At 56.6% G+C, this 15,213-nt stretch carries 14 protein-coding genes; 7 read left to right on the top strand and 7 right to left on the bottom strand.

Annotation, left to right across the window (positions count from 1 at the left end; genetic code table 11):
* Positions 1-3: 3 nt before the first annotated feature.
* Positions 4-1,275 carry a polyhydroxyalkanoate depolymerase gene (gene phaZ / locus ACR0M3_RS03980; RefSeq protein WP_480473454.1) on the bottom strand — a complete coding sequence of 424 codons (1,272 nt, stop codon included), beginning with the start codon at positions 1,273-1,275 and terminating at the stop codon, positions 4-6.
* A 111-nt stretch (positions 1,276-1,386) separates the two neighbouring features.
* On the opposite strand from phaZ, the gene ACR0M3_RS03975 reads away from it, so the two are divergent.
* From ACR0M3_RS03975 to phaR, 3 genes are all read left to right on the top strand, one after another.
* Positions 1,387-3,189 carry a PHA/PHB synthase family protein gene (locus ACR0M3_RS03975; RefSeq protein ID WP_480909792.1) on the top strand — a complete coding sequence of 601 codons (1,803 nt, stop codon included), beginning with the start codon at positions 1,387-1,389 and terminating at the stop codon, positions 3,187-3,189.
* A gap of 131 nt (positions 3,190-3,320) precedes the next feature.
* Entirely contained in the window at positions 3,321-3,767 is a 447-nt protein-coding gene (locus ACR0M3_RS03970) for a phasin family protein (RefSeq protein ID WP_209503426.1), read from the top strand.
* 135 nt (positions 3,768-3,902) lie between these two features.
* On the top strand, positions 3,903-4,454 hold the full coding sequence (gene phaR, locus ACR0M3_RS03965) for a polyhydroxyalkanoate synthesis repressor PhaR (RefSeq protein ID WP_267365377.1): 552 nt from the start codon (positions 3,903-3,905) through the stop codon (positions 4,452-4,454).
* 48 nt (positions 4,455-4,502) lie between these two features.
* Here phaR and ACR0M3_RS03960 read toward each other — a convergent pair whose 3' ends face one another.
* The 5 genes from ACR0M3_RS03960 to ACR0M3_RS03940 all read right to left on the bottom strand — a co-directional run bounded on the left by ACR0M3_RS03960 (position 4,503) and on the right by ACR0M3_RS03940 (position 10,561).
* Positions 4,503-5,717 carry a DegT/DnrJ/EryC1/StrS family aminotransferase gene (locus ACR0M3_RS03960; RefSeq protein WP_480909791.1) on the bottom strand — a complete coding sequence of 405 codons (1,215 nt, stop codon included), beginning with the start codon at positions 5,715-5,717 and terminating at the stop codon, positions 4,503-4,505.
* Positions 5,718-5,830: 113 nt separating this feature from the next.
* Complete coding sequence (locus ACR0M3_RS03955; protein ID WP_480909790.1) at positions 5,831-7,135, bottom strand: NAD(P)/FAD-dependent oxidoreductase; 1,305 nt, start codon at positions 7,133-7,135, stop codon at positions 5,831-5,833.
* An 8-nt stretch (positions 7,136-7,143) separates the two neighbouring features.
* Positions 7,144-8,502, bottom strand: a complete 1,359-nt coding sequence (locus ACR0M3_RS03950; RefSeq protein ID WP_209596891.1) for a glutamine synthetase family protein — start codon at positions 8,500-8,502, stop codon at positions 7,144-7,146.
* Positions 8,502-9,182 (bottom strand): type 1 glutamine amidotransferase, encoded by a 681-nt coding sequence (locus ACR0M3_RS03945; protein ID WP_480909789.1) that lies wholly within the window; start codon positions 9,180-9,182, stop codon positions 8,502-8,504. Before ACR0M3_RS03945 ends, ACR0M3_RS03950 begins: the two co-directional genes overlap by 1 nt.
* Positions 9,183-9,241: 59 nt before the next feature.
* The gene (locus tag ACR0M3_RS03940) at positions 9,242-10,561 is read right to left on the bottom strand and encodes a glutamine synthetase family protein (RefSeq protein WP_480909788.1); all 1,320 of its coding nucleotides are present in this window, start codon (positions 10,559-10,561) and stop codon (positions 9,242-9,244) included.
* 400 nt (positions 10,562-10,961) lie between these two features.
* On the opposite strand from ACR0M3_RS03940, the gene dusA reads away from it, so the two are divergent.
* Genes dusA through ACR0M3_RS03920 form a run of 4 tightly spaced genes read left to right on the top strand, consistent with a single transcriptional unit; the run spans position 10,962 to position 14,355 of the window.
* Positions 10,962-11,969, top strand: a complete 1,008-nt coding sequence (dusA, locus tag ACR0M3_RS03935; protein ID WP_480909787.1) for a tRNA dihydrouridine(20/20a) synthase DusA — start codon at positions 10,962-10,964, stop codon at positions 11,967-11,969.
* Positions 11,970-11,986: 17 nt separating this feature from the next.
* The gene (locus ACR0M3_RS03930) at positions 11,987-12,811 is read left to right on the top strand and encodes a sulfite exporter TauE/SafE family protein (RefSeq protein ID WP_480545360.1); all 825 of its coding nucleotides are present in this window, start codon (positions 11,987-11,989) and stop codon (positions 12,809-12,811) included.
* Positions 12,808-13,590, top strand: a complete 783-nt coding sequence (locus ACR0M3_RS03925) for a hypothetical protein (RefSeq protein WP_480909786.1) — start codon at positions 12,808-12,810, stop codon at positions 13,588-13,590. Before ACR0M3_RS03930 ends, ACR0M3_RS03925 begins: the two co-directional genes overlap by 4 nt.
* Before the next feature lie 36 nt (positions 13,591-13,626).
* Positions 13,627-14,355 (top strand): SpoIIAA family protein, encoded by a 729-nt coding sequence (locus tag ACR0M3_RS03920; RefSeq protein WP_480564161.1) that lies wholly within the window; start codon positions 13,627-13,629, stop codon positions 14,353-14,355.
* A 622-nt stretch (positions 14,356-14,977) separates the two neighbouring features.
* Here ACR0M3_RS03920 and ACR0M3_RS03915 read toward each other — a convergent pair.
* A complete protein-coding gene (locus tag ACR0M3_RS03915; RefSeq protein WP_209503450.1) occupies positions 14,978-15,211 on the bottom strand; it encodes a DUF1289 domain-containing protein in 234 nt (77 codons plus the stop codon).
* Positions 15,212-15,213: the final 2 nt, after the last annotated feature.

Genomic DNA, 15,213 nt, shown 5'->3' with positions numbered 1-15,213 from the left:
CGCTTAGGCAACCTTGTTGGAATTGGCCGCGCGACGGTTTGGTTTTCGCGCATTTTCGTTCATGAAATCAATCACAAGGGGACGAATGTTGTCGCGCCAGCTGCGGCCTGCGAAGATACCATAGTGACCGGCGCCGGGTTCGACGTGGCTTGCCTTTTTGCTGTCGGGCAGGCCGGTGCACAAATCCAGCGCGGCAATACACTGGCCGGGTGCAGAGATGTCATCATTTGCACCTTCGACAGTCTTCACCGCAACATCAGTAATCTTACTGATGTCCACCTTGTGACCCGCGACCACGAACTCGTTTCTCGCAATCTCTCGATTCTTGAAGACCCGCTCGACCGTCGAAAGATAGAACTCGGCAGTCATGTCCATCACGGCCAGGTATTCGTCGTAGAAGCGGTTATGGGCATCCTGATCCGAGGCTTCGTCCCGCATGACGCGCTGGATCTGGTCGGAAAACGCTTTGGAGTGACGATCTGCATTCATGGACATGAACGAGGCCAATTGCAGCAGTCCCGGATAGACCATACGTCCAACGCCTTTGTACTTGAAGCCAACGCGCTGGATCATTGTTTCTTCCAACTGGCCCATGGTGACGCGACGGCCAAAGTCTGTCACATCGGTCGGCGTTGCGTCCGGATCGACGGGGCCACCAATCAGCGTCAGAGTGCTTGGCTGCGCTTTGGGTTCGATTTCGGCCAGGTATGCCGTTGCGGCCAATGTCAGAGGCGCAGGTTGGCAAACGGCAACAACATGGGTGTCCGGTCCAAGCTCTTTCATAAAATCTACAAGGTAGAGCGTGTAGTCTTCGACATCGAATTTACCTGCGGACACAGGGATATCGCGCGCATTATGCCAATCGGTGATGTAGACTTCGCAATTGACCAGAAGGCTTTTGACCGTCGAGCGCAGCAACGTTGCATAGTGCCCGGACATCGGGGCAACCAACAGCACTTTGCGGGGTTGTTCTTTCCGGCCATTGACGCGGAAATGTACCAGATCACCAAAAGGGCGTTCCAGAACAGTCGTGATTTCAACCAGATGATCCTTGCCATCTTCGCAGGTGAACGTGCGAATACCCCAATCGGGCTTTGCAACCATCCGCTGGAACGTACGCTCGGTAACCTCGCCCCAAGCGGCCATCCAGTTGAATGCGGGGTTCGGCACCATCGAAAACATCGGATAGGACGCCATCGCGCTGGCGGTTGCACCAAGCCATTGGTTGGTGTTTCGCGCAGTTTCCATCAGGTCGTAGGTCATCATATAGCGCATAAACGGGGCCTCCTGAGTGTCAGCCTGATAGTTCGGACCATTCGTCGCTTTGCCCCCCAGCACCCACGACGTTATTCTGCATAGCAGCGAGGTTAGGGGGGAATTGTTAAAATGACAACTAGTGAAGACCACATGCCAGACGTATCCGAAGAACACATTGAACGCCTTAAAGAAAATATGGAAAAGGTCGAGAAGTTATCGAAGCGCCTGATTGAGGTCATGGCTGTAAAACGGCCCCACACTCCCGCGCTAGACGGCCCGAATCAAGAGCTTTTCGCACGAGCAGCAAGTGCCTATTGGGCCGAGGCTTGGCAAAATCCCGCCAAATTACTGGAACAGCAGATAGAATTCTGGGGTAAGTCAGTGCTGAACTTTGCCGAGGCGCAGAAAGCGCTGACTGCGTCTGACGCGGAAGGCGAAGCACCCAAGCCAGAAGACAAGCGATTTTCGAACCCCCTTTGGGAAACTAACCCCTATTTCCGTCTGATCCGCCAGCAATACCAGACCAATGCGCAAGCAATCGCGCAGGCTGTTGCGTCCGTGGATGATCTGGATGCCAAGGACAAAAGGCGGCTGCAATATTTCTCGCAACAAATCGTCGACATGATGGCGCCGACAAATTTTCTGGCGACCAATCCAGATGCCTTGCAAAAAGCGGTCGAAACCGAGGGCCAGTCACTGATCAAGGGGTTGGAAAACCTTGTGTCAGATCTGGAGGCCAATAATGGAGAATTGGTCGTCAAACTGGCAGATGAAAGTGCCTTTGAGGTCGGCGGTAACCTGGCGACGACACCGGGGGAGGTGGTTTATCGCAACCGGATGATGGAACTGATCCAGTACAAGCCAGCGACTGAAACGGTCTACGAGACTCCGATTGTTCTGTTTCCGCCCTGGATCAACAAGTTCTATATTCTGGACCTGAAAGCCCAGAACAGCATGATCAAATGGATCACCGAACAGGGGTATACCCTGTTTGTTGTAAGCTGGGTCAATCCGGACGAAAGCTATGCCGAAACAGGCATGGAAGACTACATTCAGGATGGTTTCCTGACTGCAATCGAGACGGCCAAGAAGATTTGCAAGGTCAAACAGGTCAACGCTGTGGGGTATTGCATCGCGGGCACCACCCTGAGCCTGACGCTGTCACTGCTGAAACAACGAGGAGACAAGTCGGTCAAATCGGCGACTCTGTTCACCGCATTGACGGATTTTTCCGATCAGGGAGAGTTCACGCCCTTCCTTCAAAACGATTTTATCGACGGAATCGAAGAAGAAGTGAAAAAGGAAGGTGTTCTGCGGTCGTGGATCATGGCGCGCACTATGTCGTTCCTGAGATCACGTGACCTGATTTATGGCCCGGCCATTCGCAGTTATATGATGGGTGAAGTGCCCCCAGCCTTTGATCTGCTGTACTGGAACGGTGACGGAGCCAACCTGCCTGCGAAAATGGCGGTTGAGTACTTGCGTGGACTATGCCAGCGCAACGAATTCGCCACCGATGGCTTTGAGTTGCTGGGGCATAAGCTAAAGCTTGGTGACGTTGATGTGCCCCTTATGGCCATCACATGCGAAACCGATCACATCGCGGCGTGGAAAGATTGCTATCGCGGTGTGCAAAAAATGGGCTCGCGATCAAAAACTTTCGTGGTTTCCGAGTCGGGTCATATTGCGGGTATTGTGAACCCGCCCAGCAAGAAAAAGTACGGGCATTATACCAACCCGGATTTGAAACCAGACGCCGCCACCTGGTTGAAGGAAGCCGACTTTCATGAAGGGTCATGGTGGCCCATGTGGGATGCCTGGCTGAAAAAACGGTCGGGCAAGCAGGTACCGGCCCGCAAACCCGGCGATTCGAAGCACCCGAGCCTGGCTGCTGCACCCGGAACGTATGTAGTGGCAAAACCAAACGCCTGATTTCATTCTGAAACTTAAATTTTTCTGCAATGCAGCAAGAAAAAACTTGCAATGCTGCGTTGCAGCAATCATATTGTCCTCAAGCTGATGAAACCCGGGGTGGGCCCGGACTGGCTAAAAGGATTATGACAATGGCTAAGACCCAAGACTTTACCGCGATCATGAAAGACATGATGGGTGCATTCCCTGTGGACACAACCGCAATGGAAGGCGCATTCAAATCGACCGCTTCGCTGAACGAAAAGCTGTCGGGCGTTGCTTTGGAAGCAGCTGAGAAATCGGCAGAGATCTCGAGCAAATGGACCAAAGACACGCTGGCCAAACTGACCGAGATGTCGAAAGCCAAGGCAGAGCCTGCCGACTACGCAAAAGCAGCAACCGATTTCGCAAGCGCTTCTGCTGAAGTTGCAGCCGAGAACATGGCCGCTTTCGCAGAAATCGCAAAAAAAGTTCAGACCGAAACCGTCGAACTGCTGATGGCTGCTGGTAAAGAAGCTGCGGAAGAAGCATCCGCTGCTGTTAAAAAAGCAACCAACGACGTGACCACAGCCGCTAAAAAAGCTGCTGCTGCGAAGTAAGAAAAGTCAGCGAAACGCACCCGACCCTCCCTATAGGTGCAATCGCGTTGGGCAGGTCCATTGACCTGCCCTTTCTTTTTGTGCTGCACTCGCATAACCTGTGCTGCAACGCATCATCCTTGGGGAGGGAACCCGGTGTCGGACCAAGAAAAACCGCTGCTGATCAAGCGCTATGCCAGCCGTCGGCTGTATAACACCGAGACCAGCGATTACGTGACGCTCGAAGATATCGCGGGATTCATCCGTGACGGGCGCGAAGTACAGATCATCGACCTGAAATCCGGCGACGACCTGACACGGCAGTATCTGCTGCAAATCATTGCTGAACATGAAAGCCGCGGCGAGAATGTGCTGCCGGTCAATGTTCTGAATGATCTGGTGCGCAGCTACATGCTGCCGGGCGGGGGCATGATGCCGCAATTCCTGCAAAGCTCGTTCGATATGCTGCGCGAAAGCCAAAGCAAGATGATGGAAAACATGAACGCCATGAACCCGATGTCCCAGATGCCGGGATTTGAAGCGTTGCAAGCACAGCAGCAGGCATTTCTGAAGGCTATGACAGGTGGGTTGTCTGGCAGATGGTCCTCGCCAGAGAAGGAAAGTGAAAAGTCAGAGCCGAAAGAGGATCTTGACGATATCAAGAAACAGTTGGCTGAACTTCAACAGAAGCTTTCGAAACTGAATTAAGGTGAGCCGGAGGAAAAGGCCCACCATTTAAGTGGGCCAGTTCTAGTCTCAGGTACCGTAGACCGGCATTGGGCCGGTCACTTCGCCAACGGCGGCCAGCAAAATATCTGCAATCACGTCCAGCTCTGCGCGCGTCAGGCGTACGGGCAGTCGGACGTCACACGCCTTCATCAGCATATCACGTGTTTGCGGCAGCTCGAACGTTTCCGGCAGGAATTGCCAGTTCCAGAAGGCGCGCGCATTGTCCTGGCTCAGGCCAAAGACCTGAACTTTGACACCGCGTGCCTCGGATGCGGCGGCAAATGCGCGAATCTCGTGTTCCTGCAACCCAACCAGATTGAACTGAATCGAGTCCGGCGCGCGCTGCTCGGGGGGCAAGGGTGCGGGCACGTCGATATGGGGTGAGGTATTCAAGCGTCCGGCAACATAGTCGTGGTTCGCCAGACCGTCGCGAACACGACGGGCCAGTTCCGGGATCTGCGGGCGGATCACAGCGGCGCTCAGGTTGTTCAAACGCAGGTTATAAAGCGGCAACTTGTTCTGCCAGCGAGCGAAGGCCTCTTCCAGCTCGAGCGAGTTGTCGCCGTGCGGTCCTTTGTGTTTCTTCCAGTTATGTTCGTACGCGCCCGACATGATGACGGCACGGGCCACCAGATCAGCGTCGTTTGAGATCAGAATACCGCCTTCGCCCGCATTGATCATCTTATAGGACTGAAACGAGAAACAGCCGACCTTGCCGATGGTTCCGATATTTTTGCCATGCCAGGTCGTGCCCAGCGAATGCGCAGCGTCTTCGATAACCGGGATGTCACGCGCGTCGCACAGCGCCATGATCGCGTCCATATCAGATGTGTGGCCGCGCATGTGGCTGATGATCACCGCATGAACGCTGTCGAGCTTGGCCTCGAAATCGGGCATGTCGATGCGATAATTCTCACGCACTTCGCACAGAACCGGGATGCAGTCCGCGTGAATGACTGACGAGGGAACCGCGGCAAATGTGAAGCCGGGGATCAGGACGCGCGCATCGCGCGGCAAACCCAGTGCCTTGAGTGACAGAAACAGCGCAGCAGAACAGGACGAAACAGCGAGAGCGTATTTTGTGCCCAGCAGTTCGGCAAACTCGGCCTCTAGCAAAGACACCGGGGCATCTTGCGGGGCGGTATAACGAAACAAGTCGCCCGACTGCATCAGGGCGTCGATGGCTTCTTTTGCTGCTTCTGGGATGGGTTCGGCGTCATGAACGTTTGGTGGAAGCGTCATATTTGGATTTCCCGAATTCTATCTTTGGTAAAGATAAAGCTATTCAGGTGGCAATCCAAGCCCTCAATCGTCGCGCCAGCGGAAATTCACCAATTTGTCACAAGTAACGTGGATCAGATCCCAAGCCGGTCCCGCAAGGCGAACCATGTCATTGCCAGTACCAGCAGCGGGTTGCGCAGGGCGGATCCGCCGGGGAAGGGCAGGGTTGGCACGCGGGCCATTGTATCGAACCCTTCTGCCTGTCCCTGAATGGCCAGCGCCATCAGTTGCCCGGCATGGGTCGCCGTGCCTACACCATGACCGGAATAGCCGGAAGCAGACAGAATATTGGGTGCGATACGCACCAGATAAGGCATCCGCCGCATGGTAATGGCCAGCGTCCCACCCCAAGCGTAGTCGATTTTGACATCGCGCAGATGTGGGAAAATCTCGGTCATCGGCTTGCGGACCTTCGCAGCGACATCCGCAGGAAAACGATAGCCATAGCTTTCGCCGCCACCGAACAAAAGCCGGCCATCGGCGCTAAGGCGGAAATAGTTCACCACGAACTTGGTATCCGCGACCGCGACATCCTGCGTCAGGACCCGCGCAGCCTCGCTGCCAAGGGGTTCGGTCGCCGCGATGAAGTTGTTGATGGGCATGACACGGGCCGCGACGGTCCGGTTGAGATTGCCAAGATAGCCATTGCAGGCCAGCACAACATGGTCGGCCCTTACGTTCCCCCTGGCGGTCCGGATCAGGGCAGGCCGGGTTTCGTCAATATCGATGACTTCGGTGCCCTCGAAGATGCGAACACCCGCTTTGGCCGCAGCCTGCGCCAACCCCAGCGAAAAGTTCAATGGGTGCAGATGAGCGGCCCCCATGTCCAGATACCCACCCTTATAAGCGGGTGAGGGGCACAGTTTGTGGCCTTCGTCTTCATCCAGCAGCTTGATCTGGTCATAGTGATACCGGTCGGACAGATGGCCTGCATGGTCATGCAGCTCTTTTCGTTCCGAAGCTGACAGACCCAGAACCGCGACACCGGGTTGCAAGTCGCACGCGATCTGATGCTTGGCGATCAGTGATTTGACCAGATCCTTGGCGTCTTCGGCCAGGTCCCACAGCTTTGCGGCATCCGAGTCGCCAACAAGACGCTCAAGGTCTTCCTGATCCATCCGCTGCGCACTGCCCAGCTGGCCACCATTGCGCCCTGAGGCACCAAATCCGACACGGTGGGCTTCAAGCAGAACGACATCGAACCCCGCCTCGGCCAGATGCAATGCTGCGGACAGGCCTGTGTAGCCGCCGCCCACAACGCAGACATCCGCCGTAATATCTTCGGCCAAAACAGGAAAGCGTTCCGTTGGGTTTGCCGTCGCGGCATACCAGCTGGCAGGGTATTCGCCCTTGCGGTCATTGGAATAGAGCAGGTTCACGAAAGGTCTCAGACGTTGATCAGCAGATGTTCCCGTTCCCACGGAGAGATGACCTGCAGAAATTCTTCATACTCGGCCCGTTTCACGATTCCATAGACACGGGCAAACTCGGGGCCAAGGATTTCGTGCAGGGCGGTGGCTTCGTCAAACAGATCCAGTGCATCGCCCATGACCTGAGGGATATCCCCTTCGCCTTCATAGGCGTCACCATAGAATTGACGACGCGGACGCTCCTGTTCGACCAGACCCAGATAGCCGCACGCCAGCGACAGGGCGATGCCCAGATACGGATTGCAATCCATACCGGCGATGCGGTTTTCGACACGGCGCGATTCAGGTCCGGACAGAGGAACGCGAATGCCGGTAGTGCGGTTGTCGCGAGCCCATTCCAGATTAATCGGCGCCGCGTGGTCTTTCACGTAACGACGATACGAGTTCACATAAGGTGCCATCACGGCCAGACCGGCGGGCAGATGGTTCTGCAGCCCGGCAATGAAGTGATAGAACGCGTCCGTTTCGCCGCCCTGCGGGCCCGAAAAGATGTTCTGGCCGGTCTCCATGTCGATAATCGAATGATGGATATGCATGGCCGAGCCCGGCTCTTCCTCGATCGGTTTGGCCATGAAGGTTGCAAAACAATTATGCCGCAATGCCGCTTCGCGGATCAGGCGTTTGAAGTAGAAAACCTCATCAGCAAGTTTGACCGGGTTGCCGTGGCGCAGGTTGATCTCCAACTGGCCCGCACCGCCTTCCTGGGTGATGCCATCGATTTCGAACCCCTGATGTTCGGCAAAGTCATAGATATCGTCGATGACCGGGCCGAACTCGTCCACCGCAGTCATCGAATACGCCTGCCGCGCCGCAGCCGGGCGGCCAGAACGCCCCATCATCGGCTTGATTTCCTGTGCGGGATCGACGTTGGGGGCGACCAGAAAGAACTCCATCTCTGGCGCAACAACCGGTTTCCAGCCTCGGTTGTGATACAGCTGGACCACGCGTTTCAACACGTTGCGTGGGCTGTAAGGGATCGGATCACCATCCCGGTCATAGGCGTCGTGGATCACCTGCAGCGTCCAGTCCCCGGTCCAGGGCGCGGCTGAAGCCGTCGAATAGTCGGGCTTCAGGATCATGTCCTTTTCGATGAACCCGTCGTCACCCGCGGCTTCACCCCAGTCCCCCGTGATGGTCTGGAAGAAGATGCTGTCGGGCAGGTGAAAATAGGATTGCTTGGCGAATTTCGTCGCAGGCACGGCCTTGCCGCGTGCAATTCCGGGAAGGTCCGAGATGATACATTCAACCTCGTCCAGCCGCTGTCCGTGGAAATAGGCTTTGGCGGCTTCCGGCAGTTTATCAGTCCAATCAGCCATCAGGCTCTCTCTTTCTTTAAAAACTCGGCCATATGGCGCGCGATTGTGGCGTTGTCATCCGGAGCGGTTTCGCGATTTGCGGCCTCGCGCATCAGGTCTTCGGGGACGATGCCTTTTCCCCGTGTGCGCATCAGGCCCGCGACAAACCCATTGGTGAATTCAGGGTGGGCCTGAACTGTCCAGATCGTGTCTCCATAAGCCAGCATAGCGTTTTCGCAAAATGTGTTCTGACCCAGAACACGCGCCCCTTCGGGTAGCTCGACGACCTGATCCTGATGCCAGGCATTCAGCCAGACTGTGTTGCCGTCAAACTCGTATTCAGTGCGTCCGACAGCCCATCCGCCCTTGAATTTCTCGACCTTGCCGCCCAGTGCCTGCGCGATGATCTGATGTCCAAAGCATACGCCGATCAGTGGCTTTCCGCTTTGCTGTATCTCTCTGACCAAGTCTTCCAGTGGGGCGATCCATGGCAAGTCTTCGTACGCGCCGTGGCGCGAACCGGTAATGACCCAGCCATCTGCGTCATCCGCGCTGCTTGGGAATATGCCGTCGACCACGGCGAAGGTCTGGAACTCGAATCCGTTGCCACCGAGAAGTGCAGGAAACAGCTCATCATAGTCGCCGAATTCGCCATGCAAGGCATCTGGTGTGTGGCCGGTTTGTAATATGCCGATTTTCATGTGTCACCAAATTTGATCAAATTCACTCTAGCTGAGTCCGAATGAGGCGGCAAGGGGGGTCAAACCGCCTCGAGATAGCTCAGCCAGTGATCTTCAGGAGTGATGCGTTCAAATCGTTCAACTTCCTGTCGCTTGGTCATGGTCAGGTACTGGATCAGGTCAGCCGAGAAAAGTCGGGCGACCAGGGGGTCGGTTTCAAACCTGTCAATTGCAGTTGCCCAGTCCGGCATCAGTTGGGGCAGGTCTTCAATATCGTAAGCATTGCCTATGATCGGGGCAGGGGGGTGCAGGCCGTCTTCGATCCCGACAAGAGCTGCGCCCAATACCGCGGTCAGCATCAGGTAAGGGTTGATGTCACCACCCGCGACGCGGTGTTCGATGCGCCGCGCAGCTGGTGCCCCGCCCGGGATGCGAATTGCGGCTGTTCTGTTCTCATAGGCCCAGCAGGCCCCGGTCGGCGCATGCGCACCCGGTACAAGCCGGGTGTATGAATTGCCATGCGGAGCAAAAATCAACGTGCTGCCTGGCATGGCCGCCACACAACCCGCGACAGCGGAATGCAGAATGCTGGTCCCTTCAGGCCCGCCATTGTCGAACACATTGCGCCCGCATTGGTCCAGCACTGAGAAGTGCACATGCATCCCATTGCCGGCATCATCGGCATAGGGTTTTGACATGAATGTTGCGGCAAACCCGTGTTTGCGCGCCAGGCCGCGCGTCAACGCCTTGAAAAGCCACGTATCGTCGGCGCAGCGCATGGCATCCTGATGATTCAGGTTGATTTCGAACTGGCCAACGCCACTTTCCGAGATGGCGGTTTGCGCGGGGATGTCCATGGCGGCGCAGCCATCGTAAAGGTCTGTAAAGAAATCCTCGAACGCGTCCATTTCAGCGACCGACAGAACGGATTCGTGCAGCAGGCGGCGCCCGGTGATCGGGTTCAACGGAGGTTGCGGTTGCGCGCCCGAGGCATCGATGAGTGTGAATTCCAGTTCGGTCGCCGCGACGACCGACCAACCGCGTTTGGCATATCGGTCAAGAATGGCAGACAGAGCGTGACGCGGATCACCCGCAAACGGAGTGCCTGCATCGTCATACAAGCTCATCGGAACCAGCGCCGTTTCTTTCGGAAGCCAGGGGACAGGCACCGGGCCCCGGTCGGTTGGTCGCAGCACGCCATCCGCATCGCCGGTTTCAAACACCAGCGGGCTGCCGTGAATGTCCGCGCCCCAGAGATCGACATTGAGCGCCGAGAACGGCATTCGCACTGCACCTTTCTCCAGCTTGCTCGCATACTCAGGGGGCACGCGCTTGCCCCGCATCTGACCGTTCAGGTCACAGGCAGTCACACGAAAACTGTGCAGGGCGCTCAGGTCCATTTGGGGCTCCGTCAATTCTGTTTCCCCGTGATGTACTTCAATGGATCGGATTTGTCACCAAATTTGATCAAATTTTGATTTTTGGGTCAGATGTGGCTGCTCGACATAGTTTTTGGTTGAGTGCAAAAGTGGTCCTGCCGACAAAGCTCGCGTCTCGCATTTCCAGCAGTGAAAACATCATGGGAGTATCTGTTAATCCATTGAACATATTCCACAATGGCGTTGTCTGCGGCAAGTCAGAGAGTGGTTAGATTTTCTCAGTGTTGAAAGCGCGGCGATCGGATTTGATGCGACGCCTGAACCCGCAATGCAGCTTCTTTTGGCGACTCCTCAAAAATTGGCTTATTTCGACGATTTTTCTATGATAGCTGCGGGTTTCGTACTCTTGAGGATGGTTGAGTTGACTGCACGTGGAAGAGATAACATTCAACACCATGCCACGCTGAGCATTGCCCCCATGATGGACTGGACCGACCGCCACTGTCGGTATTTTCATCGGCTGCTTAGCACGGAAACCCTGCTGTATACCGAGATGGTAACGGCACCGGCGCTTGTCCGAGGAGGGGCGCTGCATCTGTTGGATCATTCACCGCAGGAACATCCCGTGGCTTTGCAGCTGGGTGGGTCCGATCCGGAGAAGCTGGCGCAAGCGGCGCGTTTGGGTGCTGATGCAGGATATGATGAGATCAATCTGAACTGTGGATGCCCGTCGGACAGGGTGCAGTCTGGTACTTTCGGGGCGGTTCTGATGAAAGATCCGGCACGGGTTGCAGAATGCGTCGCAGCAATGCGCGAAGCGGCGAATGTAGATGTCACGGTCAAATGCCGCATCGGTGTGGATGACCAAGAGCCCGAAGAAGTTCTGCCTGCGTTTCTTGAGCAGATCAGTGCGGCGGGCTGTCAAAGAGTAACGATCCATGCGCGCAAGGCGTGGTTGCAGGGGCTGAGCCCTAAGGAAAACCGCGATGTTCCACCGCTTGATTATGACCTTGTGCATCGGATGAAAGCCGCGTTTGCGGATCTGCATATATCGATCAATGGTGGTATCGCCAGCTTGGATGAAGCAGCAGCACATCTGGACGCGGGTCTTGACGGTGTCATGATTGGTCGGGCGGCCTATCATCAGCCCGGTGATATCCTGGCAGATGCCGACCGGCGCATCTTTGGCGTTGGAACCGTTCGCGATCCGCTGACGGTTGTTCAAGAAATGGTGCCCTATATTGAAAGGCACCTTGCCAATGGCGGGCGTTTGCACCAGATCACGCGGCATATGCTGGGTCTCTTCGCGGGGCGCCCCGGTGCGCGGGCATGGCGGCGCGCCTTGTCCGAAGGGGCCGTGCATGAAGGGGCCGGGCCAGAAGTCATGCTACAGGCCCTGGACCATATTGCGCCGATGGTCGAGGTTTAAACGGCAAGGGGGGGACGATGCCCGAGACAGTGTTGCTGGCCCAGATGATGGGCCTTTTGCTTGTGATCGGCGCGCTGGCCGGTGTGCTTGCCGGGCTGTTGGGAGTGGGCGGCGGTATCGTTCTGGTCCCCGCGTTCTTCTATGCGTTTCAAACGCTTGGCTATGGTGGTCCGCAATTGATGCAGCTCTGTCTGGCGACGTCGCTGGCCACGATCATTGTAACGTCGATGCGGTCAGTTCTTGCTCACAACAAGAAGGGTGCGGTGGATTGGGATATCCTGCGCGGTTGGGGGCCGGGTATTGTCGTCGGCGCAATTGTCGGAGTGCTGGTCGCATCGGCGCTGCGGACCGAGGCTTTGCAGGCACTGTTCGGAATTCTGGGCATGGTGATCGGTGCCTATCTTGGGTTGGGTCGCGCAGAATGGCGGTTGGGAGACGCAATGCCCGGCGGTATCAAACGGGCCGTCCTGTCCCCTCTGGTCGGGTTTCTTTCCGTTCTGATGGGCATCGGCGGCGGCAGTTTCGGTGTGCCGCTGATGAGCCTCTATAACACCCCTATCCACCGCGCGGTCGCGACCGCGGCCGGGTTTGGGGTGATCATCGCCGTGCCCTCGGTCATTGGGTTCTTGTTTGTGGATATCGCGCCCGAGCATCGCCCCCCGTTGACCATTGGCGCGGTAAATCTTGTGGCCTTCGGGATCGTTGTCGCAATGACAATGATCACCGCGCCATGGGGGGTAAAGCTGGCCCATGCAATGGACCCAAAACCGTTGAAACGTGTCTTCGCCGTGTTCCTGACGCTGGTCGCGCTGAATATGCTGCGCAAGGCCGTGGGCTTATGAGCGATTTTTCGGCCCGGGGCTGGGTGAAATTCCCGTATGATCCGGTGCTGGCCGAATGGGTGAACCACGCTTTGCCTGCCGCACGGGCGTCTACAAAGGATCCGGCCCATACGGAATGGTTGGATTGTGAAGGGACGTGGTTCATCGGTGTCGACGCACTGCCCAATGACACGAAGGGCTGGGTCGGGCAGTCCGGGCCGTTGAACGGCAAGGCCATGGCGTTCATCGACAAACACTTTGGAGATTTACCGCTGCACAAGGGGCAGGTTTCTGTTGTTTATCCGGGTTATCCGCGCCCGCGCCGGGGTGAGAATGAAGCGGCCACCCGGTACCGTCGAAACAGGGATGCGGCCCATGTGGACGGTTTGCGCCCAACAGGGCCGGATCGCCGCCGCCGGGTTGACGAACCTCATGCCTGGATTCTGGGCATTCCACTGACCGAGGCCAGCGCAGACGCGTCTCCGATGGTGGTGTGGGACGGCAGTCATGACATTCTACGGACCGCGTTCAGGCGGGCGCTTGAAGGGATACCGCCTGAGGTCCTGCACGACGTTGACATAACGGATATCTACCAATCCGCCCGTCGCGAGGTGTTTGCGACCTGCCCAAGGATCGAGGTGCCTGCAAAGCCGGGAGAGGCCTATCTGCTGCACCGCCATTGCCTGCACGGGGTTGCACCTTGGGCCGCAGGGGCGACGGCGGGGCAGGATGGTCGAATGATCGCCTATTTCCGCCCCGAATGCTCCGGTGGAGTAGCCGAATGGATCGAATCCGCCTAACGTCCTGTCATTAATTGGCTTTGGAGGTTTTGACCGATGATGACGGTTCATACGAATTCTGACGGTGCACTCATAGAAGTCGAGTTGTCGGGGCAAGTGACTAGCGCCGATTACGCCAATACTCTGGTTCCCGCGATCGAGGCTGCGCTGACCGAACATGACACGGTTCGGCTACTGGCGATAATACAACCTGAATTCCAGGGGTACGATCTGGGCGCGGCCTGGTCCGACACCAAGCTGGGGTTAAGCCATTGGCGCGGGTTCGACCGGATCGCTGTTGTGGCGGATCAGGGCTGGGTGCAGACAAGCGTTCGTCTGGCGGCCCCCATTCTGCCCTGTCCGGTTCAGGTGTTCGATCTGACCGAGCTTGAGGCGGCCCGACGCTGGATGCGTGAGTCCCTGGGATCGATCCACGTGACTGACCTGAGCGGCCCATGTGTTCAGATCAGCCTATTGGGCAAGCTGGACCCTGAATGGTACAAACAGGCAGAACGTGATCTGGATGCATTGTTACAGGACCGGCCAGGGTTTCGCCTGCTGATAGACCTCAGGGAGTTTGACGGCTGGCAAGGGCTGTCAGCGCTTGCGGCGCATTTTCGGTTGGCCAGCCGGCATATCGGACAACTGGACCGAGCTGCCATCGTTGGGGACAAAAGCTGGCAGCGTATGGCGCAGAAGGTCGCGAGCCATGTTTTAGGAACCCGGACTCAGTTTTTCCCGTCTGAAGAATACGACAACGCTAGGGCATGGCTTGCCGCCGGATAAAACCCTCGACTGTGAAACGCCTGAGCAGGCATCACCCAATCGGTCAAGGTCCGTGACGCAGTCACTGATCCGGTTGTGCGATGTCAGGCATGATTCGGCTACTGACGGCGGATTTTCACAGCTTCAGCCCCAACTTTCCCAGTCTTGGCAAAGTCGGATCGAAAAGTGACGTAAGGAAATTATGTGCTTTTGTGAGTTTTTCTTGATTGAGGCGTCAAAAACGATCAAAGGCCGCGTGTTTTCCCCCTACTTGTGACGGGAAATACCTTTAGCCACACCCTGTCGCTGCGGGTTACCACTCACGTTGAACCACAATGTTCAAGAGCTAGACCCCCTCGGAGCTCGAACTCGACCCGCAGTGGCACGGTTACTGGAAACGGGACGTCCGCAATGCCACTAAAGACTTTGATCGGAAGACTCACTAATACCAAAAAGACCAAACGTGCGGCTGACGTGCTGCAATCGGAATGCGTGGGCAATGATGATCGGCGGTCCAAAACCAGCCAATCCGAGATTGCGTTTCTGTTTCAGAAAGAATTACGGGGCACCGCGCCGAACGCGCCTATCCCGAAAAGCGCTGCACAGCCGGCAGAAATGTCGTCAAAACGTCTAGGCTGATCGGTCAGGAGCCATTCATGCGAGCGGCACGCCCGCCGCGCCGCTTGCTGAGCCGCGGTTTACGAGACGGCAGGTCGTTCATGATTTCAGCGCGTTCGCTGCTGTCCATCCTGGACCAGCGAGAGATCTCGTCAATCGTGCGGTAACATCCGGTGCAGATACGCTCGGCCGGATGGACAACACAGATCTGGACACAAGGGCTTTCGACCTCATTGCGCTTCCAAACCATGTTCGTCATCG

The sequence above is a fragment of the Ruegeria sp. O5 genome, from assembly GCF_056535105.1.
The sequence above is the reverse complement of the archived record's forward strand: the minus strand, read 5'-3'. Positions and strand labels throughout refer to the sequence as shown.

What these genes read in the sequence shown, in the direction of transcription:
- ACR0M3_RS03960 (WP_480909791.1), bottom strand. Translation starts at nt 5,717, where the DNA reads ATGACGCTTCCACCAAACGTTCATGACGCCGAACCCATCCCAGAAGCA.
- ACR0M3_RS03920 (WP_480564161.1), top strand. Translation starts at nt 13,627, where the DNA reads ATGATGACGGTTCATACGAATTCTGACGGTGCACTCATAGAAGTCGAG.
- ACR0M3_RS03915 (WP_209503450.1), bottom strand. Translation starts at nt 15,211, where the DNA reads ATGACGAACATGGTTTGGAAGCGCAATGAGGTCGAAAGCCCTTGTGTC.
- ACR0M3_RS03950 (WP_209596891.1), bottom strand. Translation starts at nt 8,502, where the DNA reads ATGGCTGATTGGACTGATAAACTGCCGGAAGCCGCCAAAGCCTATTTC.
- ACR0M3_RS03975 (WP_480909792.1), top strand. Translation starts at nt 1,387, where the DNA reads ATGACAACTAGTGAAGACCACATGCCAGACGTATCCGAAGAACACATT.
- ACR0M3_RS03970 (WP_209503426.1), top strand. Translation starts at nt 3,321, where the DNA reads ATGGCTAAGACCCAAGACTTTACCGCGATCATGAAAGACATGATGGGT.
- ACR0M3_RS03940 (WP_480909788.1), bottom strand. Translation starts at nt 10,561, where the DNA reads ATGGACCTGAGCGCCCTGCACAGTTTTCGTGTGACTGCCTGTGACCTG.
- ACR0M3_RS03945 (WP_480909789.1), bottom strand. Translation starts at nt 9,182, where the DNA reads ATGAAAATCGGCATATTACAAACCGGCCACACACCAGATGCCTTGCAT.
- phaZ (WP_480473454.1), bottom strand. Translation starts at nt 1,275, where the DNA reads ATGCGCTATATGATGACCTACGACCTGATGGAAACTGCGCGAAACACC.
- ACR0M3_RS03930 (WP_480545360.1), top strand. Translation starts at nt 11,987, where the DNA reads ATGCCCGAGACAGTGTTGCTGGCCCAGATGATGGGCCTTTTGCTTGTG.
- ACR0M3_RS03925 (WP_480909786.1), top strand. Translation starts at nt 12,808, where the DNA reads ATGAGCGATTTTTCGGCCCGGGGCTGGGTGAAATTCCCGTATGATCCG.